This is a genomic window from Kribbella sp. NPDC050470 (assembly GCF_044458365.1).
GTDB lineage: Bacteria > Actinomycetota > Actinomycetes > Propionibacteriales > Kribbellaceae > Kribbella.
On the sequence record NZ_JBITHV010000006.1, the window covers coordinates 48654 to 73874 of the forward strand.

Sequence of the window (25221 nt, forward strand, 5' to 3'; positions counted from 1 at the left end):
GTCCAGGAGCGCTCGGTACGACGCACCGACCGAGCCCGCCCGTTCCCCGCTCAGCCCGGCGCGGCCGGGTCGAGCAGCCGGAGCGCCTTCGCGGTCGGCTCGTCGGCCGGCAGGAACGCCTCCATGCGCAACTCCGACACTGTCACCTCGATCGCCGTACCGAAGCGGGTGAGGGTCGTGATCAGCCGCAGCTCGCCGTACGGGGAGTCCAGTTGCAGCGGTACGGCGAAGCCCAGGTGGTCCGGGCCGGTCGGGGGACGCGGCGGGACCAGGGCGGTCAGCTCCTCGATCAGCGCGTCGGCCTCTGGCGCCGGGTTCTGGGCCGCCTCGCGGGTGAGGGCATCGAGCACGTGCCAGGACCACTCGGCGAAGTTGACGATCCGCGGCGCGAGCCCGTCGGGGTGGAGGAGCAGTCGCGGGCCGTTGACCGGCTCCTCGAGCAGGTACGACGCCACGCCGCCGCCGATGAGTGCGTCGAAGGAGCGGTTCGTCAGCACCAGGTCGCCACGCCGGTCGACGACCACCGCCGGGTACGGGCGATGGCCCTCGACGATCCCGGTCAGCGCCGCACGGATCGCGCCGAGGCCCGGATCGTCGTACGGCGCCTCGTCGTACGCAGGAGCGAATCCGCCGGCCAGCAGCAACGCGTTCCGATCGCGCAGTGGGAGTTGGAGGGACTCGGCAAGGCGGATGACCATCTCGCGGCCGGGGAGCGAGCGGCCGCTCTCGATGAAGCTGACGTGCCGCTGCGTCGTGCCGGCGCGGATCGCGAGCTCCAGCTGACTCACCCGGCGCCGTTGCCGCCATAGCCGGAGGCCGGCGGACAGCTCGGTGGGGCGGGGTTCGGTCAGCATGAGTCTGGTCTAACGCACGCCACCGACAGTTCGCGTGATTCCCCGGAGGGAATTGTCCGGGCGCGGGTGCGCTCGGCATCGTCGAGGCAGGGCGGCGCCGGGTCGTCCACGACGGAGGAGAAACCCTTGCCGGACAAGAAGAACTCGGTCGCCGAGGAGTTGGCCGATCGTTATGTGGCGGTGTGGAAAGAGCCGGATGCCGACGTACGGCGGAAGGCCGTGGGGGAGCTGTGGACGGCGGACGGCGTGCACCTGCTGGAGCCGCCCGAGGAGGTGGTGAAGCGTGCGGAGGAGCTCGACATCCGGGCGACGTTCGAGGCGCGCGGGCATGCGGAGCTGGTACGGCGGGTGGCGCGGGCGTACGACGAGTTCGTTGCGCCCGGCCAGTTCGAGTTCCGCCGGGACGGGGCGGTCGCGGTCGTGCACGACATGGTGAAGCTCCGGTGGGTGATGGTCCCGGCCGGTGGCGGAGACCCCCGGGGCAGCGGCACCGACCTCCTGCTCCTCAGCCCCGACGGCCGCATCACCGCCGACTACCAGTTCGTCGACTAGCCAACGGCGCCTTCGGCGCCGGAAAACGAGGTGATGGTGAAGGCGTCGGGGCTGTGGTGCCGGGAATCGGGGGGGTGGAGGCGCCGGCCCGCCGGTGGTGCCCCTGGCGGCGGAGATCGGGGTGGCGGTGAGTGCGTCGGCTAGCTGGCTCGGGCGGGGCCTAGGGGGCGGAGTCGGCGGCGGCGGTCGGTGGGGTGGTGGTGGTCGTCGGAGTGGGCGTTGTCGAGGCGGGTGAGGTGGCGGCCGGCGCCGGAGACCGGGCAGGTCCAGGTGCCGTCCATCTCGACCAGGCGGATGCCGGGCTGGTCGAGCCAGCGGAGGACCAGCTCGATCTCCTCGGGGGAGGCGGAAGCGACCGGCCCGATGCCGGGCAGCACGGTCTCGGCCGAGGCGCGGAGCATGTCCAGGTAGCGCCGCGGGTCCGTCCCGCGCGGGCTGACCCCGGCCGCCGCGAGCCGGCCGCGACGGATCACGTGCAGCTCCCACCCGCCGTCGTCGGTCCGCCGCGCCGCACAGATCTCCGCGCACCCCGTCACCGACGCCATCCGCTGCATCCGCGCCGAGCTCCGCACGAAAGCGCTCAGCCGATCCCGGTGTACGGCGGCATCCTCGAACCGCTCGTCCGCCGACAACACGTCGATCCGCCGGTCCAGCGCCTCGACCACCGGGGTCGGGTCGGTGGTCAGCGCCGTCCGCAGCGACGTCACGAACTCGCCGTACGAGTCCGCCGAGATCCGCCCGTCGCACGGCGCCACGCAGCGGCCCATCTCGGCCAGCACGCACGGCGACAGCTGGGGGTGCCGCGACATCCGCGCCGTGCACTGCCGGATCGGGTACGCCTCGTGCAGCGCCGCCATCGCCCGCTCGGCCGTCTTCCGCGAGCTGAACGGGCCGAGGTACCCGGCGTCGTCGTCCCGCACCTGTTTCACCAGCGACAGCCGTGGAAACGGTTCTACGGTGACCTTCAGCCAGTGTTGCCGCTCCGGGAACTTCGAGCGCCGGTTGTACCGCGGCTTGTGCTCGGCGATCAGCCGCAGCTCCCGCACCTCGGCCTCGAGCGACGTCCCGCACTCGATCCCGCGCACCCCGGTGGCGATGCCGACCATCTCGCCGATCCGCGAGCGGGTCTCGGACGCGGTGAAGTACGACCGGACCCGGTTCCGCAGGTCCTTCGACTTGCCGACGTACAGGACCTCGCCGCGGTCGTCGGTGAACAGGTACACACCCGGTGCGTGCGGCAACGTTTCGGCCAGGTGTCGCTTCGCGCGCACCGCCGGCGCGACCCGCGACGAGAACGTCTGCAGATCCTCCAGCGTCTGCACACCCAACGAGCCGACCCGCTCGAACAGTCCGTGCAGTACGTCGACTGTCGCGCGGGCATCCGACAGTGCGCGGTGGTTTGGCGTCGTGGTGGCGCGGAACAGCTTGGCCAGCGTCCCGAGCTTGCAGTTCGGCGCCTCGTCCGGCGTGATCACGCGGCGGGCCAGCAACGCGGTGTCCACGACGGTGAAGTCGGGCCAGTCGTACCCGTGCACGAGGCTCTCGTGCTTCAGGAAGCCCATGTCGAACGGCGCGTTGTGCGCCACCATCACGCAGCCGTGGGCGAACTCCAGGAAGGCCGGCAGCACCGACTCGATCCGTGGTGACGAGGCAACCATCCCGTTGGTGATGCCGGTCAGCACGGCGATGAACGGCGGGATCGGGTCGGTCGGGTTGACCAGCGTCTGGAACTCGCCGACCACCTCGCCGCTGCGCACCTTGACAGCGCCGATCTCGGTGATGCCGGACTCGCCCGGCGCGCCACCGGTGGTCTCCAGGTCGACGACGCAGAACGTGACGTCGCGCAGCGGCGTCCCGAGGTCGTCGAAACTCGGCTGCACACCACGAATCGGCGTGAGCTGGTCCGGGGCCGGGCTGGTCATGGCAACGACGCTAAGAGTCGCCACCGACAATTCCGCAGGTGACACGCAAGAGAGTCGACTAGGCTCTCTGTATGCGTACACAGGCGATCACCGCGAATCCGGCCCAGCTGCCGGGCAGCTGTGGTCTGCGTCACTGGCCCAGCGCTTCGTGCAGCCAGACCACCGTTCGGGCCGGACTGCGGGCCGGTGACTGAGGCAGGCACCGCCGCGAGCTCCGCCGCTACCTCTTTGCCCGAACCGGTCCGGCAACGCGTTCTCGCCCTCGCCGCGCAGGCTCTCGGCCAGTTGCCGGCGTCCGACATCCCGCCGCCGCTGCGCCGGTTCGCCAGTTTTGCGCCGGCCAAGCGGGCCAAGCTCTCGGCGTCCGTCCTCGGCCCGATCCTGGAGACCGACGACCACTTCCGGAAGCTCACGGCCTTCGAGGTACGGCGCGAGCACCCGGAGCTCGGGGACGCAGTCGCCGACGGCGTCCCGGTCCCGGCCGCGGACCCCGTCGAAGTCGCCGCCCTCGCCTACCTGCTCCGCCCGGACGACTGGGAGCAGCACGTCACCGCAGCCGCCGCCCAGATCCCCGTCGAGGCGCCACGCGCGGCCGAAGAGGCAGTCAGCCGGCTGTCCGACCAGCTCGACCAGGCGCGCACCGAGACCCGGCAAGTCCGGGAACGCCTCCGCGAACAGGTCAACGAGCTCAAGGCCGAGAACGTCACGCTGCGCCGCAAACTCAACGAGGCGCGGCAGCGGATCAGCGGCCTGCAGAGCGAGCTCGCGGAACGCACCACCCAAGCGGAGACGGCCGACGAACGCGTCGACGCCGCCCGCGCCGAGGTGGAACGCGAGCTGCGCAAGCTCCGCGCCCGCATCACCGAGCTCGAAGCAGTCGAACACGCAGCACGCCGTACGGCGGGACAGGAACGCGAGCTCGCCTCGACCCGGACCAGACTGCTCCTGGACACGTTGCTCGAGGCAGCAAGCGGACTGCGTCGCGAGCTGGCCCTGCCACCCGGGGGCGAGCTCCGACCGGCCGACACTGTCGCCGGCATGGAGCCCGACGCCGCACCAGTCGGGCGTACGGCGCCTGACGACGACCCAGCGTTGTTCGACGAGTTGCTGGCGTTGCCGCAGGTGCATCTGATCATCGACGGCTACAACGTGACGAAGACCGCATGGCCCAACTCGCCGTTGCACTCGCAGCGTCAGCGGCTGGTCACAGCGCTGGGAGCGCTCGTCGCTCAACGTCGCATCGAGGTGACCGTGGTGTTCGACGGCGCCGAGCTTTCGGGCCCGGTGCAACTGAATCCGCCGCGCGGGGTGCGGGTGCGGTTCAGCCCGGCCGGTGTGATCGCCGACGAGGTGATCCGGCAACTGGTGCGGGCCGAGCCGCCAGGCCGCCCGGTCGTCGTGGTCTCGACCGACCGCGAAGTTGCCGAAAGCATCATCAAGATGGGTGCCCGGGCACTGTCCGCGACCACGCTGATCGGCCGGATCGCGCGCGCCTGACGACAAAAACTGTCGGAGCCGCCCTCTAGCGTCCTTCTCAGCCGGATGCAAGTCCGGGTGCTTCCCCACTTTGGAGGACGTTGTGCTGGTCGACTGCGACGCTTGTGTGATGCGTGGTCCCGGCTGCCAGGACTGCGTGGTCACCGTGGTCCTGGGCTTCTCGGCCGAACGAGCCGGCACGCTGCGGATCGACGACGACGAGAAGGCTGCGCTGGACGCGCTGGCCGAGTCCGGCCTGGTGCCACCGCTACGCCTCGTGCACGCCGTAAGCAGCATCACCCCCGAAACCCCTGACGACGAAGGCGAAACGGTCGTTGGGCTGGGGTGAGACTTCGTTAATTTTCGATCAAACCCGAGGGGCGAATTGCACTGGTCACGAAACGGTCACTACTGTTACCTCTCGTTGCCTCAGGGTGTCGGCCGATCAGACCGACCGGGCAGCACGAAGCCGATGGGTGACCCGCCAGGTCCCGCAGCGTAAGTCTCGTTGCGGCCGGTGTGGTCAATGGGGACGGCGCGAGCAGACGAAGGGATCGACCGGGCTGTGGCCAGCGGACGCATCAACCGCACCAAGGGAATCGCCCTCGCCGCCATCACCAGCACGGCAGTCGCCGCGGGTGTGTTCTTGATCCAGACGGGTGCGGACGCCGATCCGGCGCCGACGCTGGACCAGGCGAAGAAGCAGGTCGCGGCGCTGCAGCACAAGGCCGAGCAGGCCGGTGAGTCGGCGAACGACCTACGCGGCCAGATCGGTGCCTCGCAGGCCCGGGTGAAGGCTTTGCAGGCTGCCATCGGCACGCAGCAGGGCCAGGTCGACGCGGTGAAGAAACAGATCGGTTCGCTCGCGGTCGCCGGCTACCAGACCTCCGGGATGACGACGACGGCGCAGCTGCTGCTGTCGACGAACCCCGATCAGTTCCTCAGCCAGGCCTCGACCGCCCAGGCGTTCGCCGGCCAGCAGAACTCGGCGCTCCGCCGCTACCAGCAGGCTCAGGGCAAGCTGACCGACCTGCAGGCCAGTGAGCAGACCGAGCTGGCCGCGCTGCAGGCCGTGCAGTCCCAGCAGGACGCGCTGAAGAAGCAGATCCAGACCAACCTGGACGCCGCCGAGAAGGTGCTCGACAAGCTCAGCGACGCGGAGCGGGCCCGGATCCAGGCGGAGAACGAGAAGGAAGCCGAGGAGGCCCGGGACGAGCGCCCGAGCCGGGACGGCGACCGGACGGACGACTCGCCGGTGCCGGCCAACGGCCGCGCCGGGATCGCGATCCAGGCGGCGATGGCGCAGCTCGGCGAGCCCTACGTCTGGGGCGCCGACGGGCCGGACTCCTTCGACTGCTCCGGCCTGACGATGTACGCCTGGGGCAAGGCCGGTGTCTCGCTGTCGCACTCCTCGAAGGCGCAGGCCAGTGAGGGCCGCCGGGTCAGCAAGAGCCAGCTGATGCCGGGCGACCTGGTGTTCTACTACTCGCCGATCAGCCACGTCGGGATCTACATCGGCAACGGCCGGATCGTGCACGCGAGCCGCCCGGGCAAGCCGGTGAAGACCGACCCGCTCGACCTGATGCCGTACAACACCGCCGTCCGTCCGGGCTGAACCGCGCCCTTGTCATACTCGTCGGCTCCGGGGTCTCACCCCGGAGCCGAGTCGTTTCACCACCGTCCGAGTGCTCTACTGTCAGAGGAGGCACGTAGTGTCCCGCCTGACTGGGGCAGGTGAGCAGCGAGGGGCCGAGGTGATCGACGAACAGGGCGACACGGTGCCCCTCCCGGCGGTACCGCCCGCCGAGGACCGCCCGCAGCCCACCGAGCGACACGCCGGTGGGGGCCGCGTCCCGCCCACGGTCGGCCCGATCGTCAAGAAGGTCGCGCTCGGCGTCTCGATCTGCCTGGTCGCCGTCGCCGGGTACGCCGGACTCCGCCAGATCGCGGACGCGCCCGCCGATCCCGGTGCGCCGGTCATCGCGGAGTCCCCGCAGACCTCGACCACCCCGGACGAAGCCGCCGAGGGGGTACGGCGAGCCTCCGTCGGCGGAGCGGTGTTGCAGAAGATGGCCGTCGCGGTCCAGGACGACAGCCGGTCCGCGTTCCTGGCCACCATCGACCCGAAGGCGACCGAGTTCCGGACCAGCGCCCGCACGATCTTCGCGAACCTGGGCAAGCTCCCGGTCGGCAGCTTCCAGCTCCGCTACGTCAGCGACGACACGGCCGCGCTCAGCCCGGACCGCCAGACCGAGCTGGGCGGCACCGAGTCCTGGCTCGCCCAGGTCGAGGTCTCCTGGCAACTCACCGGGTACGACGTGAAGCCGGCCCGCGAGACCCTGCCGGTGACGTTCGTCACCCGCGACGGGACGACGTACGCCGCCTCGTTCTCGGAGCGGTTCGTGGCCGGTCAGCGGCGGCCGGTCTGGGCGCTCGGCCCGATCGACGTGGCCAAGGGCGACCACAGCCTGGTGATCAGCCTGGACTCCGCGGCAGACGCGGAAAGCTACGTCTCCGTGACGGATCGTGCGGTCGATTCGGTCAGCAAGGTCTGGGGCCGGAACTGGCGGCAGAAGGTCGTCGTCTACCTGCCCGCCAAACAGGCCCAGATGGAGTACGTCCTCGGCGCGCAGCCGAACACCTACACCCAGATTGCCGCCGTCACGATGGCCGAGCTGGATGCGCCACAGGTCGGCGCGCCGGTGCGGATCGTCGCCAATCCCAAACTGTTCGAGGAGCTCGGCAAGCAGGGCCGCCGGATTGTGCTGACCCACGAGACCACCCATGTCGCATCCACAGCGACCGCCTCGCCGGTGCCGTTGTGGCTGGCCGAGGGATTCGCGGACTACGTAGCGTTCAACGCCGTACCTGTGCAGGACGAGTCGGCGGCGAAGGAGTTGTTCAAGGCGGTCCGCGCCGGCAAGGTGCCGCCTGCGCTGCCGGCGCCGGAGGCGTTCGCCGCGTCGGCGGCGGAGCTGCCCCAGGCTTACGAGTCGGCGTGGCTCGCCTGTCGGCTGATCGCCGAGCGGGAGGGGCAGAGCAAGCTGGTGAAGTTCTACCGGGCCGTGCACGCGTCGAAGACCTCGGCCGGCCTGGCGGACGCCTTCAAGACTGTGCTCGGCATGACCGAGCAGGAGTTCGTCGCCGAGTGGCAGCAGTACATCAAGAGGCTCGCCGGTGTCTGAGCCGGCGGCCCGCTGGGCCCCGCCGGTGGTCGCCGTCGTCCTCGCCGCCGCACTGGTCGTCGTCATCGTCATCACGACGCCCTGGCACCTGATCGATGTACCCGAACCGGACGCGACGCTCGACTTCACGGCGGCCGAGATCGCCCGGCAGAACGCGTTCCGGCACGAGTTGCTGCCGTGGTCGACCACCTCGTGGGTGCTGTCCCTGCTGGTCCCGCTGGTGATCGGCTTCAGCCCGCTCGGCCGCCGTCTGTACGACGCGATCCGCATTCGCCGGTGGTATCTCGCCGTACCGCTGCTCGTGTTCGGCCTCGGACTGCTCGCCAGCGTGGTCACCCTGCCGACCGACGTGATGGCCGAGCGGGTCAGCCGGAAGTACGGCCTGTCCGTGCAGGACTGGGGGCTATGGACTCGCGACCGCGCGGTCAACTGGCTGCTGATGTCGCTCGCGCTCGCTGTGATCGCGGTCGGCCTGATCGCGCTGGCGAAACGCTTCCGGACCTGGTGGTGGTTGCCCGCGGCAATCGCCGGCGCGGTGCTGGTGCTCGGGGTGTCGTATGCGTACCCGGTCCTGGTCGAGCCGCGGTTCAACGAGTTCACCTCGATGCCGGCCGGGCCGCAGCGCGACGACTTCATAAAGCTGGCCGCGGACGACGGCGTGCCGGTCGAGGATGTGCTCGTCGCGGACGCGTCGAAGCGCACAACCGCCTTGAATGCTTACGTTTCCGGCTTCGGCACGACCCGCCGGCTGGTCGTCTACGACACGCTGCTGAAGGACGCGCCACCGGCGCAGGTCCGGCTCGTCGTCGCGCACGAGCTCGGTCACGCGGCCGAGGACGACGTACTGCACGGCACTCTGATCGGCGTGCTCGGGACCGCCTTCGCGGTCGTCCTGCTCCGATTGTTGCTCGGGGCCCGGATGTCCGACCCGCGCCGGACCGCGTTGCTGCTGGCCCTGATCGTCGCCGGTACGACGCTCGCCGCGCCGGTGCAGAACCTGGTCAGCCGCCGGATCGAGGCCCGCGCGGACTACCACTCGCTGCGGCTCACGAACGACCCGGGCAACTTCGTCGCCATGCAGCACGGCCTGGCCGTGACCAACATCTCCGGGCTGAACCCGCGCCGCTGGCGGTACTGGATGTTCGCCAGCCACCCGACCTCGCCGGAGCGGATCGCGATGGGCCGGGCCTGGGGAGCCGAGCACGGCACGCCGGTGCCGCCGCTGGTCCAGCGATGACCGTCCTCGTCGTCACCAACGACTTCCCACCCCGCCAGGGCGGGATCGAGACCTTCGTCCGCTCGCTGTGCGACGAGCTGCCCGACCTCGTCGTCTACACGTCGCACGAACCAGGCGACACGGCGTACGACGCCACGCTGCCGTTCCCCGTGATCCGGGACCGGACGACGATGTTGTTGCCGACGGCCCGGATCACGAAGAACGCCGTACGGCTGGCGAAAGCGCACAACGCGGACCGGGTGCTGTTCGGCGCGGCCGCGCCACTCGGCCTGATGGGTCCGGCGCTCCGACGGGCCGGCGTACGGCGGATCGTCGCGATGACGCACGGGCACGAGACATGGTGGGCCCACCTGCCCGGTGCACGCCGGGCGCTGCGGCGGATCGGCGATGCGGCCGACACCATGACGACGGTCTCGTCCTGGTGCGCGGACCGGATCGCTCCCGCGCTCTCGCCGGGCGCCGTACGACGGATGCGCCGACTGACTCCTGGGGTCGACACCGGCCGGTTCTTCCCGGGCTGTGGGGGAGAGCAGGTCCGGAAGCGGCTTGGCCTCGAAGGCGTTCCGGTGGTCGCCTGTGTGTCGAGGCTGATCCCGCGCAAGGGACAGGACACCTTGATCCGTGCTTGGCCGCGGGTGCTGGCCGCCGTACCGTCCGCGGTCTTGCTGCTCGTCGGCGGCGGTCCTGATCGAGAACGGCTCGAAGGGCTCGCGGCATCCCTTGGTGTCACGTCGTCGGTGGTGTTCGCCGGGGCGATCCCGTGGGCCGACATCCCGCCGTACGTGGATGCCGCGGACGTGTTCGCGATGCCGTGCCGGACGAGGCGGTTCGGCCTCGAGCCGGAGGCCCTCGGGATCGTCACCCTCGAAGCGTCCGCCACCGGCAAGCCGGTCGTGATCGGCGACTCCGGGGGAACGCCGGACACCGTCCGGCACGGCGAGACCGGCTACCTGGTCGACCCGTACAACCCGCCCGCGGTCGCCGCCCGTCTCGTCGCACTCCTCACCCACCCGGCCAAAGCCGCGGCGATGGGCGCCGAAGGCCGGGCCTGGGCTCAGCAGAACTGGACCTGGTCACGCAGCGGAGCCGTGCTCAGGGAATTGCTGGACATCTAGCTCGGGGATTCGTGTACTCTGGCCGACATGCACCGGATGTTCCGACTTGCCGCAGCCGTACGAGCTCATCGCTCTCCGGCTGCCGCGGCCTGACATCCTCAAACTTCCACCGGCGACCGGAAACGGTTCGCCGGTGTCGTTGTTTCCGCTCCCGGTGGTCCGGTTCCGGTCATTCAGAAAGACAGGACCAGAACCATGCAGACCAACGGAACCATCAGCAGGACCTTCATCGACTTCTTCCTCGACCGTGACCACGTGCCGACCACCGGGTCCACGCTCATCCCGCGCCTCGGTGATCCGGTGCTCTTCACGACCTCGGGGATGCATCCGCTGACGCCGTACCTGGAAGGTGAACCCCATCCGCTGGGGCGCCGACTCGTGGGCATCCAGCGATGCCTGCGCACCACCGATCTCGACGAAGTGGGGGATCCGACCCACCTGACCGTGTTCGAGATGCTCGGGTCGTGGTCGCTCGGCGACTACGGCAGCAGCCAGACGCTGCGCTGGGGCTACGAGCTGATGACCCAGGGCTTCGGGATCGACCCGAGCCGCCTCTACGTGACCGTGTTCGGCGGTGACGGCCAGGTGCCGATCGACCAGGAGTCGCTACGGACCTGGCAGGAGCTCGGGCTGCCGATCGAGCTGACCACCGACGACAACTGGTGGTCGAACGGCCCGACCGGCCCGTGCGGACCCGACTCGGAGATCTTCGTCTGGACCGGCGAGGGCGACCCGGAGGGCACACCGAGCACGGACAAGCGCTGGGTCGAGGTGTGGAACCACGTGATGATGCGCTACCGCCGCCTCGACGACGGGTCGCTCGAGCCGTTGCGGCAGCAGAACATCGACACCGGTCTCGGCCTGGAGCGGCTGACGATGCTGCTGGAGGGCAAGGACTCGGTGTACGAGACCTCGCTGTTCGAGCCGTGGATGCGGATCGTCCCGGAGCTGTGGCGGCTGGACGAGCAGTCGCAGCGGATCGTCATCGACCACCTGCGGTCCAGCATCGTGATCGTCGGCGACGGCGTGTACCCGTCGAACACCGGTCGCGGCTACGTGCTGCGCCGGCTGATCCGCCGGGTGCTGACGCTGCTGTGGCGCGACAACGACTCCCGGACGCTGTCCGACCTGCCGATGGAGCTGTTCGAGCACACGCTGCGACACTTCCACCAGGGCGAGACGGTGACGCTGGTCCGGCGGATCCTGATCGACGAGGAGATCCGGTTCAGCAACCTGCTGGACCGCGGCCGCAAGGTGCTCAGCCACGAGCGCTTCCACAAGTCCCTCGACGACACCGACTACGAGTACCTGCACGAGACCCACGGGCTGCCCCGGGAGTTGGTCGACTCCCTTCTGCAGCCCTCGCTTTAGCCAAGGCCGTCTTCGGTTGAGGTCCGGTGCAGTCGCCTGCGCCGGACCTCAGACGCCGGCCGGGTCCAGCGTGCGCGGGGTGTCGGTGTCCGGGATCTCCGGGGGAGCGACCTTGCCGACCGAGAACTGCGCGACGAAGGCGCCGGCCAGCACGATCACGCCGCCGAGGATCTGGTTGGTGCGCAGCGTCTCGTTCAGCAGGATCCAGGCGAAGATGCTTGCGGCAACGACCTCGACGTACGCCACCGCACCGCCCACCGCGGCGGAAAGCCGCTGAACCGCGGCCGCGCCGGCCAGGTAGGCCACCACCGTACTGACGACGATCAGCCAGCCGGCCAGCACCCAACCGGGCGCGGAACGGTCACCGATCGCGATCGTCTCGACCAGCGAGTGCCACGGGATACCCCAGGGCGCTGAGATCGCCGTCAACGCGACCGCGCCGACCACACTTCCGGCCGCGGTCATCACCAGCGGGTCCGCGGCGCCGGTCAGCTTGTCGATCAGGATGAAGTACGTCGCCTGGCACGCGGCCGCACCGAGTCCGGCCACCAGGCCGACCACGTCGAGCTTCAGCCCGGACCAGATCTCCACCACGGTCGCGAGGCCGACCAGCGCGATCCCGACGCCGACCGCCGCCGTCCTGGGCACGGCGACCTTCTGCCCGAACTTGAGCCACGCGACCACGAGCACCGGACCGGTGAACTCGAGCATCAGCGCGACCCCTACCGGCAGCCGGCTGGCCGCGATGAAGAACAGCGTCTGGCAGCCGGCGATCCCGGTCAGGCCGTACATCACGAGCGCCCGCCACGACGACCGGGCGGCCCGCAGCCCGCTCAGGCCGCGGAAGATCAGCACGAGCGGAATGAGCAGCGCCGCCGCGCCGAGAATCCGCAGCCAGGCCGCCTGCTCGGGGGTGAAACCGGCCCCGATCAGCGCCTTGGCGAACGGCCCCGAACCACCGAACGTGACCGCCGAGAACACGGCGAAACCGAGCCCCACCGACTTCGTGCTGTACATGGGCATAACACTCTCATGCCCATTACATGGCTGTCGAGAGCCTTTCTCACAGGACGTTCACGGCGCGCGCCGCGACCACCGCGACGGTGAGCAACGACACGGCCGCCTGGATGCCCATCAGCGTCTTCACCCGCGCGGTCAGCGGCATCGTGTCGGTCGGGCTGAACGCGGTCGCGGCGGTGAACGCGACGAACAGGTAGTCGGTGAACCCGGGCAGCCAGCGCTCCCAGCCCGGCAGGTCGACCGTCATCTGCGGGAACAGCAGGTCGGCCCGCTCCGCCTTCCGCTCGTGCTCGGGCGCCCGCGCGAACGGTCCGCCGCGGTCGACCTCCCAGTACCAGACCCCGAACGCGACCACGTTCGTCACCCAGATGAGCAGCGCGGCCTTGACCAGCACCGGGCCGTCGTTCGCCTCACCGGAGCTCAGATAGACGACCAGTCCGGTCAGGTAGATCGCATTGACGACCACCAGGACGCCGAGCAGCACCAGCTCGACCCACCGCAGCCAGGGCTCGTCCCGGCGCAGGTGGAACGGGTTCGCCCACACCAGCGGCAGCAGCAGCGCCGCACCGAGCACCGGCATGATCCACCGCGGCAGCGGGATGATCTCGGTCGGCACGACCAGTTGCAGGACCAGTACGGCGACCACAGCCAGCGAAGCCGGCCACCGCCGAATGTGACGAGTGCTGTTCACCAGTGCATTTAACCAACGGACGCGTCGATCACCGCTTGACCAACTTCGGTACGGCGGTAATGGACTTGATGACCCGTACGGCGCCGACTCGCGAGCCCCGCGTCGTACAGGGCCGCCAGGTGCTCAGCCACGGTCGCCAGCGCCAGCCCGTACTGCTCGGAGAGCGCACTGGTCGTGGCGGGTGGGTCGAGGGCTACCAGCAGGGTGGCGCGGGTGCGGCCGAGCAGACGGGCCAGTGGGTCCGGGGGAGCGGGGGCATCTGACCACAGGCGGGCCGCGCCGCGGGCCGGGTAGACCATAGTGGGCTGGTAGCTCGGGTCCAGGACCATGACGAGGTGTGGCCAGGCGAAGACGCCGGGGACGAGCAGGATGCCCTGTCCGGTGAGCTCGTGGTCCGGTTCGCGGTACCGGGTGGCGATCAGGCGGTCGTCCTCCCAGGTGAGTGTCGGGTGCAGGTCGTCGAAGAGGGCGGCCAGGCCGCCGTCGGTGAACTGCTGGCCGCGGTAGGCGATGTCGTCGTCCAGGACGCGGCTGATGAGCGGCCAGTCGGGTCGGACGAGTGCTTCCCAGGCGGCTTCGATCGCGTCTGCGAGGCGTTCTCGTGCGCCGGGCAGGTCCTCGAGCATCCGGTCGATCTCGGGGGCGCCGGGGTTGTCGAGTTCGTCGCGCGAGCGGGTCAGCTCGGATCGGACGCGGTCGAGCGGGGTGCTGCGGACGCGGGCGATCTCGGTCGCGAATCTGGCTCGTGAAGCTTTGGGCGGCGGGGTGAGGAAGTCCGGTGTAAAGCCAGTGCGCGGCTGGAGCGCCTGCAGCCCACGCAGGTCCAGCCCGGTCGCCGCCTCAGCCTTCGCAGCCGCCCACGGTGCGTACAACCCGCGATGGCGCACGCCGTGCAGTACCCGCACCGCCGACATCGTCTCCCACAACGGCGAAGCCCCGAACCGGCACCGCAACGCATCCCCCTGCGTGAACCGCAGAACAGTCATCCCCCACAACTTTCGGCCACAACCAAAACTCTACGCCGCAGGAGCAGCAGCAGACACCCTCGAGCTGTGAGGTCTTACCGAGCAGTCTTGGCCATCCCGGGCATGCGCACGATCTTCCTCGCCCACGCCGTGTCCATGGTCGGGACTGTCGCGGCGCAGGTTGCGCTCTCCATCCTCGTTTTCGAGCGGACCGGCTCACCGTTGCTCTCCGCGCTGGTGCTCGTCTGCTCGTTCCTGCCCTACGCGCTCGGCGGGATCGTGCTCTCCTCGATCGCCGACCGCTTCCCGGCCCGCCGCGTCCTGGTGTGCTGCGACCTGCTCAGCGCCCTCTGCATCGGCGCAATGCTGATCCCAGGCCTGCCAGTCGGCACCCTCCTCGGCCTCCTCCTGCTGACCGGCATCATCGCCCCGATCTTCGCCGGCGCCCGCGCCACCAGCCTCGCCCACCTGCTCCCGGCCGACCTCTTCCCGATCGGCCGATCGTTGCTCCGGGCAATCAGCCAGGTGACCGTCCTCACCGGCTTCTCCCTCGGCGCGATCGCCGTCGCCGCAATCGGCCCCACCTGGCTCCTCGCGCTCGACGCCATCACGTTCGGAGCATCCGCGATCCTGATCGGCGCAGGCACGCCGTACACCCCACCTGGCGAGCGGCAAAGCAACACAGTCAGCGATTCCCTGACCGGCCTGCGCTACATCTTCACCACGAAGCGCCTGCGCACCCTCATCCTGCTGACCTGGGTCACGCCAGCCTTCTCCTCGGTCCCCGACGGCCTCGCAGTCGCATACGCCGCCCAGACCGGAGCCGCCGCCTCAGCCGCCGGCGCCCTCTTCACCGGCTACGCAGCCGGCACGGTCCTCGGCGAACTCGTCGTAGCCCGCTTCACGCCATCCACCCGCCGACGCCTCGTCGTCCCGCTCGTCCTCGCCAGCCAGCTCCCCGCGATCGCCTTCCTGGCAACGCCTTCCATCCCGCTGGCCGCCGTACTGCTGGCCGTCTCCGGCGCCGGCTACGCCTTCAACCAGGCCATCGACCCGATGATCCTCGCGACGGTCGAACCGTCGTACCGCGGCCGTCTGTTCACCATCCAGACCAGCGGCCTGATGGCCATCCAAGGCCTGAGCATCGCCCTCGGCGGCTTGGTCGGCACATTCCTGAAACCCAGCCTGACCATCGCCCTGTCCGGGATCCTCGGTACGACGATCACCCTGCTGATCGCCCGTCAGGCGCTGGAGCGGACCACCAGGGGAGCGGTGACGAGGCAACCTGGATGATCCGGATCGCCGTTGATCTCCCGGATCGCCCGGTCGAACAGCGCGGTGGCGATGTCGCGCAACGGGATCCGCGCGGTGGTCAGCGGGGTGTCGAGCATGCTCGCGAACGGGAAGTCGTTGAACCCGGTCACCGCGACGTCCTGGCCCACGGTGATCCCGCGCCGCTGCAACGCGCGCATCGCGACCACGGCGTACGCGTCGTTGTCCGCCACGAACACGTCCGGCGGATCCGTCTCCTCGACGTACGACGCCACGGCCTCGAGCGACCCGAACGACTCCACGACCGTGGCCGGGAACTCCCGCAGGAACCCCTCCTGCCGCTGATGCACCCACGGCAAAGCACTGTCGGTCGCCAGGTACACCGCCCGCGAACGACCGGTCGCCTGCAGGTGCCGGGCGATCCCGGCCATCGACGTCTCGTTGTCGACGTCGACCCAGCACTGCCGGTGCTGATGCCCGGTCCGCCCGAACGCGACGAACGGGAACGGCCGCTGGCTCAGGTACTCGATCCGGTCGTCGTGCGGCATCGTCTCGAGGACCACGATCGCGTCGACCTGCCGGGCCGCGATCAGCTTCTCGTACAGCGCGATCTCGGTCGCACCCTCGGTCGGTGTGGTGACGTGGACGCCGTACCCGGAGATCGCGGCCGACTTCACCAGACCGCCGAGCAGCCCGTGCAGGAAGCCGCCCAGGCCGGGGTTCTGGTCGCTGAACGCGTCGTCCTCGAGGTACAGCGGAAGCCCGATCACCTGGCTGCGTCCGGACGAGAGCGCCCGGGCGGCGTGGTTCGGGGTGTACCCGAGCTCCTTGATCGCGGCCCGCACCGTCTGCACAGTCGGCGGGCTGACCCGGTGCGGCGCGTTGAGCACGTTCGACACCGTCATCGCCGACACCCCGGCCAGCCGGGCGACGTCCGCGACCGTCGTCCGTCGTGGCTTCTGCTGCTGCGTCAATCCAGCCCCCTCAGTTCCGCACGATCCGCGCCAGTCCGGCCACGGGGACGTCGATCGCCCACACCTGCGGCGGTGTCGTCGTCCCCCGGTACACCTCCACGCCCGTGCAGTCCGACACTACGAGGTCGACCGGTCCAGAGCTGGCTCCTTCGACCAGGATGCGCGGTTCGCTGCCGCCGTTCACCACCACGACGGACCGGTCGGACTCACTCAAACGCACGACAGGGTTGGCGAAAACGGCCACCACGGTCGACCCACCGGCCGCTCGCACCTGCGTGTAGCGAGCATCCGGGCGCATCGGAGTCAGTACGCCGCCAAGCAGCACGTCGGCCTGATCACGCAGGAACCCGAGCCAGAACCGCACGACCTGCTGATGCTCCACCGGCAGCGCCTCGAGCTCCATCGACACCTGCGGCGTGCTGAACATCGCGCCGATGAACTGCTGTGCGACCGTCTCCGGAGCGGCCGACGGATGCCACATCAGCATGTCCGAGTGCACCGCCCGATCGCCGGCCAGCAGCCGCGCGTCGACCGTGCGGACCCTGTTCTCGACCGGGTCCATCGCGCAGTCGCCGGCCCGCAGGAACGTCCCGAACTGCCACAGCCGCGGGTGCACATAGTCCTGCCGGAACTCGATCAGCACGTCGCTCCGCAGCCGCCGCAACTCGTCGGTGATCGCCTGCAGGGTCGATTCGACGCCCTCGTCCAGCCCCGGGAGCTGCCAGGACGCCCACGTGTCGAGGAAATCGAGCTTCAACCCGTCCACACCCCAGTCGCGCACCGGCCGTACACACGACTCGACGATGTGCTCCCGCACCTCGGGCAGCCGTGGGTCCAGCACCGACGCCTCGAGGTGCTCGAGATGGCCGAGCGTGCTGTCCTTCAGGCTCTCCCAGGCCTTCGAGTGGGGACCGATCAACGGCGGCGCGAGCCACAGGACGTACCGCATCCCGAGGTCGTGCACCCGCCGTACGTGCTGGGTCATGTCGTGGAACGTCGGCTCCCAGTCGCCGCAGTACGCGTACCCGCGGCGAGTGTCGTCGGTCTGCCACCCGTCGTCGACGATCACGGCCTTGCAGTCGTACGACGCTCCGGAGCGCGCGTGTTGTTCGACGGACTCGGCGGAGACGTGCTGGTGGTCGCTGTACCAGGTGGAGTACATCGCCTGCCGGGCCAGCTCGGGCACCGGCGCGATCCGGTCACCCAGCTCGCGCGTCCAGTCGTCAGTCACGCCGCGCAGCGACTCGGCGAAGTGCAGACCGCCCAGGTCGATCCGCAGGGTGAAGCGATGCACGCCGTCGGTCGGCGCGATGTCGTCGACCGCCAGCTGGATCAGCTGCTCGGCGCTTTCCTCGTTGACGCCGATCGCGAAGTCGCAGCCGCGGACCGTCGACGACAGCGAGACGGTGAGCAGGCTCCGGTCCTGCGCGTCGACGAGAGCCGCCACCGGCGCCGATCGGACCGACCGGATGTCGCGGTGCGAACCCCAGTCGGTCGGCAGCTCGCGATGTGACGACTGAGTCGCCCGCCACAGGGTCACGGCGGAGTCGGCCGGCCAGGTCCAGCGCAGCTGCACGGCGCCGTCGGCGACCACGTCGTACCGCAGCACGCCGGGCCCGGAAGCCGGCAGCTCGGTGATCGAGTGGGCGCCGGCGACCGAACCGGTTCGGTGCGTGCGGCCGTCGGGGGAGCGGATGTCGAAAGTCGTCACGAGCTGGACTATAGCGGTAAAACCCGATGCCAAGAAGGTATTGACGGAATTCCTGGAGACTTCTAGTTTTAGCGCTAATATCCGATTCTCCGAGGAGTGGCCGTGCTGGCTGTCAGCTCCGACAACCCGATCGTCGAGGACGCCTTCGGCTGGGCCCGCAAGCGCGCGCTCGACTGGGTCCAGACCGGCGCCGCGCCGGGCAACCTGCCGTCGTACTGGGCCGGTTACCCGTCCCGGCCGCTGTTCTACTCCCGCGACGTCTGCCACCAGGCGGCCGGCGCGCACCTGCTCGGCCTGGACGCCGAGAACTTCGCGATGTTCCGGCACTTCGCCCGGTCGGCGACGCCGGCCCGGAAGTGGTTCCCGCTGTGGGCGTTCCACTTCGACGGCCGGATCGCCGAGATCGACTACCACCACGACGAACACTTCGTCCGGGAGATCCCCGCGGTGTTCGACCTGACCTACCGGGCGCTGGAACAGTACGACTGGACCGGCGACCGGCAGTGGCTCGACGACCCCGACCTGGCCGCGTACTACCGGCACTCGATCGGCGAGTTCGTCGACGCCCACGACGCCGACGGCGACGGCGTCCCGGAAGCGTCCGGCACCGGCGACATCTTCGTCGGCACCGCCACCTACAACGAGCAGGACGCGCCCCTCGTCGTCGCCGGTGACGGGCTCGCGCTGCAGTACGCCGTACTCCGCAAACTCGGCCTGGACGACCGGGCCGAGCGGATCCAGGCGATGTTCCTGGACGACTGGTGGAACGGCGAGTGGTTCGCGCGCGGCCGGACGAAGGCCGGGCTCGACTTCGGGTGGGGGCTGGAGTCGCACTGGATCGTCGCGATGACGGGGCTGAGCGGGACGGGTGCGAAGAACGAGCGATTCCTCGACTACCTGGAAGCGCAACTGGAGCAGCGGCCGCCGCAGAACATCGAGGCGTTCAGCTACCTGCCCGAGGTGTTCTTCCGGCACCGCCGGGACGAGTCGGCCTGGCGCTGGATCCAGTACCTGATCGACAGCCGTGACGACTACCCGGAGATCTCCTTCACCGTGGTCCAGCACCTGGTGGCCGGCCTGCTCGGCCTGGTGCCGGACGCGGCGGCGGCCGGCCTGACCATCGACTCCCACCTGCCCGCCGGCATCGGCCGGCTGACCGCCGACCACGTCCGGGTCGGCGGCTGGGACATCCGCATCAGCCAGCAAGGCCGGCACACCACCGAGATCACCGTGCACAGCGGACCGGCGCCGCTCACGGTCACCGTCGGCCAGGCCGCACCTTACCTCCTCGAACCCGGTCGGACCGCCCGGGTCAGCACTCAGAGCAAGGACCTTTCATGAAGCTTTCGCACCGCCTGATCCCGGCGACCGCCGCCGTACTGCTGGCTGCCGGCTGCGCCACCAGCAACCCACCTGCCGCCAGTGACTCCGGCGACTCCGCCGACATCAGCTTCTCGTTCTGGGGGACGAACTCCGAGGCCGCCTCGCTGAAGGCGATCGCGGCCGCGTTCGAGAAGGCCAACCCCGGCACGACGGTGACCACCAACTGGATCCAGTCCGACTACGAGCAGAAGCTGCAGACCTCGATCGCGGCCGGCACCCAGTCCACGGTGATGGAGATCAGCAACACCAGCCTGGCCGGGTTCGCGCCCAGCTTCGCCGAGCAGCAGGTGGACGCCGGCAAGTTCGTCCAGCCGAACATCTCCGAGTCGCTGAAGTACGACGGCAAGTACTACGCGATGCCGTTCACCGCCAAGCCGAAGGTGATGGCGATCAACGTGGACGCGTTCAAGGCCGCCGGGATCCCGTTGCCGAGCGCAACGACGCCGCTGACCCTGGAGGAGTACCGCGACGTCGCGGCGAAGCTGTCGCACGGGGAGGGCAAGAGCCGGGTCTACGGCGCGAGCAACCTGTGGTTCAAGGGCTGGCTGACCGCGGCCGGCGGCGGGTTCTACAACGCCGAGGCGACTGCCTGCACCTTCGGCGACGCGCAGGGCGTTCAGACCGCGCAGTACGTCGTCGACATGCAGAAGGACCGGTACGCGCCGACCTCGCTCGACGTCCAGGGACAGGACCAGGCGCAGTGGTTCGCGGCCGGGCGCCTTGGCACCTTCAGCGACTTCGGGCCGTGGACGGTCGCCGACTTCGCCAAGATCAGCAAGCCGAACTGGACGCTGGTCCCGGTCCCGGGCAAGGGATTCCCGATGGAGGTCGGCGGCCTGGCGATCTCGAAGACCGCGAGCGGCAAGCAACTGGAGACGGCGAAGAAGTTCGTCGAGTTCGCCAGCTCGAACCCGGACGCGCAGAACCAGCTGATCCAGGGCAACACCGCGCTCGGCGTCCCGATCATCGCCGAGTCGACCGGAACGCTGGAGAAGGTGCTGCCGGCCGAGCGGAACCTGGCCGCGTTCACCACCGCGATGAAGACCGGGCAGGTCAGCCCGTCGGTGCCGCGGGAGGCGCAGATCGCCGGCGACGCCGACAAGGGCATCACCAGCTACACGCCGCTCGGCAGCGGCAAGGACGACGTCGCGAAGATCCTGCCCGGGCTCAACGACAAGTGCACCGCCGCACTGAAGCAGTGAGGTAGCCGATGAACCCGACCATCGGCTGGATCCGGAGCCTCGCGGAGTCCTGGGGCGTCCCCGCCGTACTCGTGCCGCTGGTCCCGTTCCTGCTCCTGCTGATCGCCCTGTACGCCGTCATCGGACTGGCGGCGTACGGGGCGAAGCGGAAGTGGCCGCGGGCCGACAAGACGATCGCGTTCTGGCTGTTCGTGTCACCCTGGCTGATCGGCTTCGCGCTGTTCACGGTCGGCCCGATGCTGTCGTCGGTCTACGTCAGCCTGACGTCCTGGGACCTGATCACGCCGCCGCAGTTCGTCGGCTTCGCCAACTACACCGAGGCCTTCCAGGACCCGCGGGTCGCGCAGGCCTTGAAGGTGACCCTGCTGTACGCCCTGATCAGCGTGCCGCTGCAGACCGCGCTGGCCTTCCTGGTGGCGTTGCTGCTGAACGCGGACCTGCCCGGGATGCGCTTCTTCCGGACCATCTGGTACCTGCCGAGCCTGGTGTCCGGTGTGGCCCAGATGGTGCTGTTCCTGTGGGTGTTCAACCCGCAGTACGGGCTGGCCAATGATGTGCTGGGCAAGATCGGTATCGAAGGACCCGGCTGGTTCAGCGACGCGTCCTGGGCGCTGCCGACAGTGATTCTGATGAGTCTGTGGACGGTCGGCGGAGCAATGGTGATCTACCTGGCCGGGCTCAAGGACGTGCCGACCAACCTGTACGAGGCTGCGGCCCTCGACGGCGCCGGTCCGGTACGGCTGTTCTGGCACGTGACGCTGCCGCAGCTGTCACCGATCATCCTGTTCAACGCGCTGACCGGGATCATCGGGTCGCTGCAGATCTTCACCCAGGGCTTCATCGCGAACGGCGGCCCGAAGGACTCGCTGCTGTTCTTCGTCTACTACCTCTACGACAACGCCTTCCAGAACTTCCGGATGGGCTACGCGTCCGCGCTGGCCTGGATCCTGTTCGTCGTCATCCTGGCGCTGACCGCGGTGACGCTGCGGGGGAGCGCGTTCGCCGTGTACTACGAGACCGAGCTGTCGGTCCGCCGCAGGAGGAAGAACCGATGACCGCGCTGGCAGAGCCCCGTCCGGCGGTGGCGATCCCTACCGACCGGCCGTACTGGCGCCGGAACGTCTCACTCACGATCGTGCTGTACGTCGTCCTGGTGCTCGGGTCGATCGCGTTCGTCTACCCGTTCCTCTGGATGATCGCGACCTCCCTGCGGTCGCTCGCCGGGGTGGGGAGCTCGGGCGCGAGCGTAGTGCCGGAGGAGTTCCTGTGGGACAACTACTCCCGGGCCGTGACGTCGTTCCCGTTCTGGCGGTACGCGCTGAACTCGGTGCTGACCACGTTCATCCCGATCGTCGGGACGGTGTTCTCCTGCGCGCTGGCCGGGTTCGCGTTCGCGCGGTTGCGGGTGCGGTTCTCCGGCGTGGTCTTCGCGGTCGTGCTGGCGACCATGCTGCTGCCGGGGGAGGTGACGATGGTGCCGCAGTTCATGCTGTTCAACAACCTCGGCATGATCGACACGCTGTACCCGCTGATCCTGCCGGCGTTCTTCGGGTCGCCGTTCTACATCTTCCTGTTCCGGCAGTTCTTCCTGCGGATGCCGGGCGAGCTGGCCGACGCGGCGGTGGTGGACGGGTGCGGCTGGTTCAAGATGTTCCTGCTGGTGTACCTGCCGCTGGCCCGGCCGGCCATCGTGGCGGTGTCGATCCTGCTGTTCATGGGCTACTGGAACAACTTCCTCGGCCCGGCGATCTACATCAACTCCGACGAGTGGAAGACGCTGCCACTGGCGCTGGCCGGCTTCCAGTCCGTCAACGGCACCGACACGCCGTTGCTGATGGCAACCTCCGTGCTGATCACGCTGCCCTGCCTGCTGGTGTTCTTCGTCGCCCAGAAGCAGATCACCAACGGGATCACCTTCAGTGGCGGCAAGTAGTCAGCCGATCGGTTGATCCGGCTATCCGAGTGGGCGGTACGCCGGGAGCGCCTCGGCGAGCGTGGGGTAGTGGGTGGGCGTGATCGTCCGCATCAGGTCCGCGAGCCATTTCGCGGCACCCGACGTACGCACCCATCCACCATGCTCGACGGCCAGATCGTGGGCGATGGACAGTACGTCGATTCCGGCCGGCTCCATCACGGTGACGCGGCGCAGATCCACCACGAGCTTCGGCAACTTGGTGGTGATCACGTGTGTGAGCTCGTACTCGAACGCCGGCGCCGTCACCAGGTCAACCTGACCGGCGACCCGGACCACCGCACATTCACCCACCGCGCTCCACCCACACACAAACGGCCCACTCACCTCGGTGGGCCGCCGCGAAGCCCCGACCACCCGAGGCTTTCGCGCATACCTCTCCACAGAACTCACAACATCTCCTCGATCCGGCACGGCGACCAGACCCAGCAGATCGCCTCACACCCCCGAAGTACCCACCACTAATCCCCGGCGAGCTCGATCAGCATGGGGAGGTGGTCGGAGGCGGCGGCCAGGTCTTCCCTGGTGGCGGGGGTTGGGAGGATGCGGCCGGAGAGGTTGGGGGACAGGTGGGCGCCGTCGATGCGTTTGTGGGGGTTGCTCGAGCTGAAGGTGGGGCCGGCGTCGGCGCCGAGGTCGGTGAGGCCTTCTTCGGCGAGGCGTTTCCAGATCGGGCCGTCGGGTTCCTCGTTGAGGTCGCCGACCAGGAGGTACGGCGTGCCGAAGGAGCGGCAACCGCGGAGCACCTGCTCGAGTTCGTGCTCGCGGCCGCGGATGTGCAGGCCGAGGTGGCAGACGATCAGCGCCAACTCGACGGTCCCGAGGATGACCCGGCCGCCGACTGCGCCGCCGGGGAGCTGGGTCGCGATCAGCCGGAGCCGGCGGCGGACGAACGGGCGCCAGATCCGCCAGTGCAGCGGTTCGGCCAGTTCGGTGCCGTCGGCAACCAGGATCGCGTTGCGTGCGGACGCGGCGACGTATGTCATCCCGAAGCTCGCCGCCATCGCCCGGCGTCTGCGTCGCGTGCCCCACCAGGTCGGCGCCTCCTGGACGAGCATCACGTCCGGCGCGCACGCCTTCACCACCCGGGCCAGCGCCTCCCGGTCGTCACCCCACCGATGCACGTTGTACGACAGCACCCGCAGGGTTGGACCGGACATCATGCGTCGTGGTCGCCGTTCAGGTCGGCGTGGTGGATCGGGTCAGGCGCCGTACGCATGCCGGTACGGCGGCTTGCCGACTTGCGGGCTGCTCTCTCGAGACGGGTGGTGCGGTTGCGGGCCGCCGCGGTCTTCGCGGTGACCGCGTTCGTCTTGACCCGGACGCGACGCAACCAGGTCGCCTCCTCGCGGGCCAGGTCGGCGGCGCCGACCAGGCCGGCCTCCGGACCGAGGACGGCGCGCACGATCCGCGCCTCCGGCCGGAACCCGCGACCGGTCAGCGTCCGCTTGAACGCCTCCCGGGCCGGCGCCAGCAACAGCTCACCGGCGTCCGAGACGCCACCGCCGATCACGAAGGTGCCCGGATCCAGCGCGGCGGCCAGGTTGGCCAGGCCGATCCCGAGCCAGCGGCCGACGTCCTCGAGCAGCTCGACCGCGACCGGGTCGCCGTCCTTGGCCAGCTCGGTCACCATCGGCCCGTTGATCTTCCGCGGATCGCCTTCGGCCCGGCGCAGCAGATTGTGCGCGACCGGCGAACCGGACAGCGCCAGCTCCCGCGCCTCCCGGGTCAGCGCGTTGCCGGAGGCGTACTGCTCCCAGCAGCCGCGGTTGCCGCACTCGCAGCGGTGCCCGCCCGGCACGACCTGCATGTGCCCGAACTCACCCGCGATGCCGAACTTCCCGCGCTGCAGCGACCCGTCGTTGAGGATCGCGCCGCCGATGCCGGTGCCGAGCGTCACGCAGACCAGGTGGCTCTCGCCCTGGCCGCCGCCGAACCGCCACTCCGACCAGGCCGCGGCGTTCGCGTCGTTCTCGACCACGACCGGCAGCCCGAGCCGGCGCTCGACCGCGTCCCGCAACGGCTCGTGCCGCCAGGCCAGGTGCGGGGCGAACAGCACCGACGAGCGGGTCCCGTCGACGAACCCGGCCGCGCCGATGCCGACCGCGATCACGTCGTGCCGAGACTCCAGGTCGCGGACGATCTCCGCGATCGCGTCCTCGGTCTCCTTCGGGTCCTTCGTCGGCGTGTCCCGGCGCAACCGGTCCAGGATGTTGCCCTCCGGGTCGACCACGCCGGCAGCCACCTTGGTGCCGCCGATGTCGATCCCGATCGTCAAAGCCTGCGTCAGAGCCACCGCACGACCCTCCTCGCCGTACC

General features: G+C 69.6%; 23 protein-coding genes. 13 read left to right on the forward strand and 10 right to left on the reverse strand.

Features of this window, described 5'->3' with window-relative positions:
* Nucleotides 1-50: 50 nt before the first annotated feature.
* Nucleotides 51-854 carry a helix-turn-helix domain-containing protein gene (locus ACIBGM_RS18360; RefSeq protein ID WP_396386248.1) on the reverse strand — a complete coding sequence of 268 codons (804 nt, stop codon included), beginning with the start codon at nucleotides 852-854 and terminating at the stop codon, nucleotides 51-53.
* A gap of 126 nt (nucleotides 855-980) precedes the next feature.
* On the opposite strand from ACIBGM_RS18360, the gene ACIBGM_RS18365 reads away from it, so the two are divergent.
* On the forward strand, nucleotides 981-1406 hold the full coding sequence (locus ACIBGM_RS18365) for a hypothetical protein (protein ID WP_396386249.1): 426 nt from the start codon (nucleotides 981-983) through the stop codon (nucleotides 1404-1406).
* Nucleotides 1407-1546: 140 nt separating this feature from the next.
* Here the strand turns inward: ACIBGM_RS18365 and ACIBGM_RS18370 are convergent, their stop codons facing one another.
* Nucleotides 1547-3328 carry a DEDD exonuclease domain-containing protein gene (locus tag ACIBGM_RS18370; protein WP_360529900.1) on the reverse strand — a complete coding sequence of 594 codons (1782 nt, stop codon included), beginning with the start codon at nucleotides 3326-3328 and terminating at the stop codon, nucleotides 1547-1549.
* A gap of 186 nt (nucleotides 3329-3514) precedes the next feature.
* Between ACIBGM_RS18370 and ACIBGM_RS18375 the strand changes: the two genes are divergently transcribed.
* From ACIBGM_RS18375 to ACIBGM_RS18405, 7 genes are all read left to right on the forward strand, one after another.
* Nucleotides 3515-4825 (forward strand): NYN domain-containing protein, encoded by a 1311-nt coding sequence (locus ACIBGM_RS18375; protein WP_396386250.1) that lies wholly within the window; start codon nucleotides 3515-3517, stop codon nucleotides 4823-4825.
* Nucleotides 4826-4934: 109 nt separating this feature from the next.
* A complete protein-coding gene (locus tag ACIBGM_RS18380) occupies nucleotides 4935-5153 on the forward strand; it encodes a hypothetical protein (protein ID WP_360529906.1) in 219 nt (72 codons plus the stop codon).
* Between the two features lie 216 nt (nucleotides 5154-5369).
* The gene (locus tag ACIBGM_RS18385; RefSeq protein WP_360529909.1) at nucleotides 5370-6419 is read left to right on the forward strand and encodes an NlpC/P60 family protein; all 1050 of its coding nucleotides are present in this window, start codon (nucleotides 5370-5372) and stop codon (nucleotides 6417-6419) included.
* 139 nt (nucleotides 6420-6558) lie between these two features.
* Nucleotides 6559-7989: a hypothetical protein gene (locus ACIBGM_RS18390; protein WP_396386251.1), complete on the forward strand. Its 1431-nt coding sequence runs from the start codon at nucleotides 6559-6561 to the stop codon at nucleotides 7987-7989.
* Entirely contained in the window at nucleotides 7982-9226 is a 1245-nt protein-coding gene (locus tag ACIBGM_RS18395; protein WP_396386252.1) for a M48 family metallopeptidase, read from the forward strand. Before ACIBGM_RS18390 ends, ACIBGM_RS18395 begins: the two co-directional genes overlap by 8 nt.
* A complete protein-coding gene (locus ACIBGM_RS18400) occupies nucleotides 9223-10341 on the forward strand; it encodes a glycosyltransferase family 4 protein (protein WP_396386253.1) in 1119 nt (372 codons plus the stop codon). Before ACIBGM_RS18395 ends, ACIBGM_RS18400 begins: the two co-directional genes overlap by 4 nt.
* Nucleotides 10342-10536: 195 nt before the next feature.
* A complete protein-coding gene (locus ACIBGM_RS18405) occupies nucleotides 10537-11712 on the forward strand; it encodes an alanine--tRNA ligase-related protein (protein WP_396386254.1) in 1176 nt (391 codons plus the stop codon).
* A gap of 48 nt (nucleotides 11713-11760) precedes the next feature.
* Here the strand turns inward: ACIBGM_RS18405 and ACIBGM_RS18410 are convergent, their stop codons facing one another.
* From ACIBGM_RS18410 to ACIBGM_RS18420, 3 genes are read right to left on the reverse strand one after another with little or no spacing between them, the layout of a single operon-like run.
* The gene (locus tag ACIBGM_RS18410) at nucleotides 11761-12729 is read right to left on the reverse strand and encodes an EamA family transporter (protein ID WP_396386255.1); all 969 of its coding nucleotides are present in this window, start codon (nucleotides 12727-12729) and stop codon (nucleotides 11761-11763) included.
* 46 nt (nucleotides 12730-12775) lie between these two features.
* Entirely contained in the window at nucleotides 12776-13423 is a 648-nt protein-coding gene (locus tag ACIBGM_RS18415) for a hypothetical protein (protein ID WP_396386256.1), read from the reverse strand.
* 8 nt (nucleotides 13424-13431) lie between these two features.
* Nucleotides 13432-14409, reverse strand: a complete 978-nt coding sequence (locus ACIBGM_RS18420) for a DUF5937 family protein (protein ID WP_396386257.1) — start codon at nucleotides 14407-14409, stop codon at nucleotides 13432-13434.
* 66 nt (nucleotides 14410-14475) lie between these two features.
* Between ACIBGM_RS18420 and ACIBGM_RS18425 the strand changes: the two genes are divergently transcribed.
* A complete protein-coding gene (locus tag ACIBGM_RS18425) occupies nucleotides 14476-15681 on the forward strand; it encodes an MFS transporter (protein ID WP_396386258.1) in 1206 nt (401 codons plus the stop codon).
* On the opposite strand, the gene ACIBGM_RS18430 is transcribed toward ACIBGM_RS18425, so the two are convergent.
* Both ACIBGM_RS18430 and ACIBGM_RS18435 read right to left on the reverse strand, forming a co-directional pair.
* On the reverse strand, nucleotides 15630-16634 hold the full coding sequence (locus ACIBGM_RS18430; protein ID WP_396386259.1) for a LacI family DNA-binding transcriptional regulator: 1005 nt from the start codon (nucleotides 16632-16634) through the stop codon (nucleotides 15630-15632). The genes ACIBGM_RS18425 and ACIBGM_RS18430 overlap by 52 nt on opposite strands.
* Nucleotides 16635-16644: 10 nt before the next feature.
* Nucleotides 16645-18345: a glycoside hydrolase family 36 protein gene (locus ACIBGM_RS18435; RefSeq protein ID WP_396386260.1), complete on the reverse strand. Its 1701-nt coding sequence runs from the start codon at nucleotides 18343-18345 to the stop codon at nucleotides 16645-16647.
* A gap of 102 nt (nucleotides 18346-18447) precedes the next feature.
* On the opposite strand from ACIBGM_RS18435, the gene ACIBGM_RS18440 reads away from it, so the two are divergent.
* Genes ACIBGM_RS18440 through ACIBGM_RS18455 form a run of 4 tightly spaced genes read left to right on the forward strand, consistent with a single transcriptional unit; the run spans nucleotide 18448 to nucleotide 22863 of the window.
* Complete coding sequence (locus ACIBGM_RS18440) at nucleotides 18448-19686, forward strand: hypothetical protein (RefSeq protein ID WP_396386261.1); 1239 nt, start codon at nucleotides 18448-18450, stop codon at nucleotides 19684-19686.
* Nucleotides 19683-20930 (forward strand): extracellular solute-binding protein, encoded by a 1248-nt coding sequence (locus ACIBGM_RS18445; RefSeq protein ID WP_360529945.1) that lies wholly within the window; start codon nucleotides 19683-19685, stop codon nucleotides 20928-20930. The genes ACIBGM_RS18440 and ACIBGM_RS18445 overlap by 4 nt, the downstream gene beginning before the upstream one ends.
* A gap of 8 nt (nucleotides 20931-20938) precedes the next feature.
* A complete protein-coding gene (locus tag ACIBGM_RS18450; protein WP_360529948.1) occupies nucleotides 20939-21985 on the forward strand; it encodes a sugar ABC transporter permease in 1047 nt (348 codons plus the stop codon).
* Nucleotides 21982-22863: a carbohydrate ABC transporter permease gene (locus ACIBGM_RS18455; protein WP_396386262.1), complete on the forward strand. Its 882-nt coding sequence runs from the start codon at nucleotides 21982-21984 to the stop codon at nucleotides 22861-22863. The genes ACIBGM_RS18450 and ACIBGM_RS18455 overlap by 4 nt, the downstream gene beginning before the upstream one ends.
* A 21-nt stretch (nucleotides 22864-22884) precedes the next feature.
* Here ACIBGM_RS18455 and ACIBGM_RS18460 read toward each other — a convergent pair whose 3' ends face one another.
* From ACIBGM_RS18460 to ACIBGM_RS18470, 3 genes are all read right to left on the reverse strand, one after another.
* On the reverse strand, nucleotides 22885-23196 hold the full coding sequence (locus ACIBGM_RS18460) for an STAS domain-containing protein (RefSeq protein WP_360529954.1): 312 nt from the start codon (nucleotides 23194-23196) through the stop codon (nucleotides 22885-22887).
* A gap of 167 nt (nucleotides 23197-23363) precedes the next feature.
* Nucleotides 23364-24062: an endonuclease/exonuclease/phosphatase family protein gene (locus tag ACIBGM_RS18465; protein WP_360529957.1), complete on the reverse strand. Its 699-nt coding sequence runs from the start codon at nucleotides 24060-24062 to the stop codon at nucleotides 23364-23366.
* Nucleotides 24062-25198: an ROK family glucokinase gene (locus tag ACIBGM_RS18470; protein WP_360529960.1), complete on the reverse strand. Its 1137-nt coding sequence runs from the start codon at nucleotides 25196-25198 to the stop codon at nucleotides 24062-24064. Before ACIBGM_RS18470 ends, ACIBGM_RS18465 begins: the two co-directional genes overlap by 1 nt.
* Nucleotides 25199-25221 lie beyond the last annotated feature (23 nt).

What these genes read in the sequence shown, in the direction of transcription:
- ACIBGM_RS18360 (WP_396386248.1), bottom strand. Translation starts at nt 854, where the DNA reads ATGCTGACCGAACCCCGCCCCACCGAGCTGTCCGCCGGCCTCCGGCTA.
- ACIBGM_RS18370 (WP_360529900.1), bottom strand. Translation starts at nt 3,328, where the DNA reads ATGACCAGCCCGGCCCCGGACCAGCTCACGCCGATTCGTGGTGTGCAG.
- ACIBGM_RS18380 (WP_360529906.1), top strand. Translation starts at nt 4,935, where the DNA reads ATGCGTGGTCCCGGCTGCCAGGACTGCGTGGTCACCGTGGTCCTGGGC.
- ACIBGM_RS18400 (WP_396386253.1), top strand. Translation starts at nt 9,223, where the DNA reads ATGACCGTCCTCGTCGTCACCAACGACTTCCCACCCCGCCAGGGCGGG.
- ACIBGM_RS18405 (WP_396386254.1), top strand. Translation starts at nt 10,537, where the DNA reads ATGCAGACCAACGGAACCATCAGCAGGACCTTCATCGACTTCTTCCTC.
- ACIBGM_RS18410 (WP_396386255.1), bottom strand. Translation starts at nt 12,729, where the DNA reads ATGTACAGCACGAAGTCGGTGGGGCTCGGTTTCGCCGTGTTCTCGGCG.
- ACIBGM_RS18420 (WP_396386257.1), bottom strand. Translation starts at nt 14,409, where the DNA reads ATGACTGTTCTGCGGTTCACGCAGGGGGATGCGTTGCGGTGCCGGTTC.
- ACIBGM_RS18445 (WP_360529945.1), top strand. Translation starts at nt 19,683, where the DNA reads ATGAAGCTTTCGCACCGCCTGATCCCGGCGACCGCCGCCGTACTGCTG.
- ACIBGM_RS18450 (WP_360529948.1), top strand. Translation starts at nt 20,939, where the DNA reads ATGAACCCGACCATCGGCTGGATCCGGAGCCTCGCGGAGTCCTGGGGC.
- ACIBGM_RS18455 (WP_396386262.1), top strand. Translation starts at nt 21,982, where the DNA reads ATGACCGCGCTGGCAGAGCCCCGTCCGGCGGTGGCGATCCCTACCGAC.
- ACIBGM_RS18465 (WP_360529957.1), bottom strand. Translation starts at nt 24,062, where the DNA reads ATGTCCGGTCCAACCCTGCGGGTGCTGTCGTACAACGTGCATCGGTGG.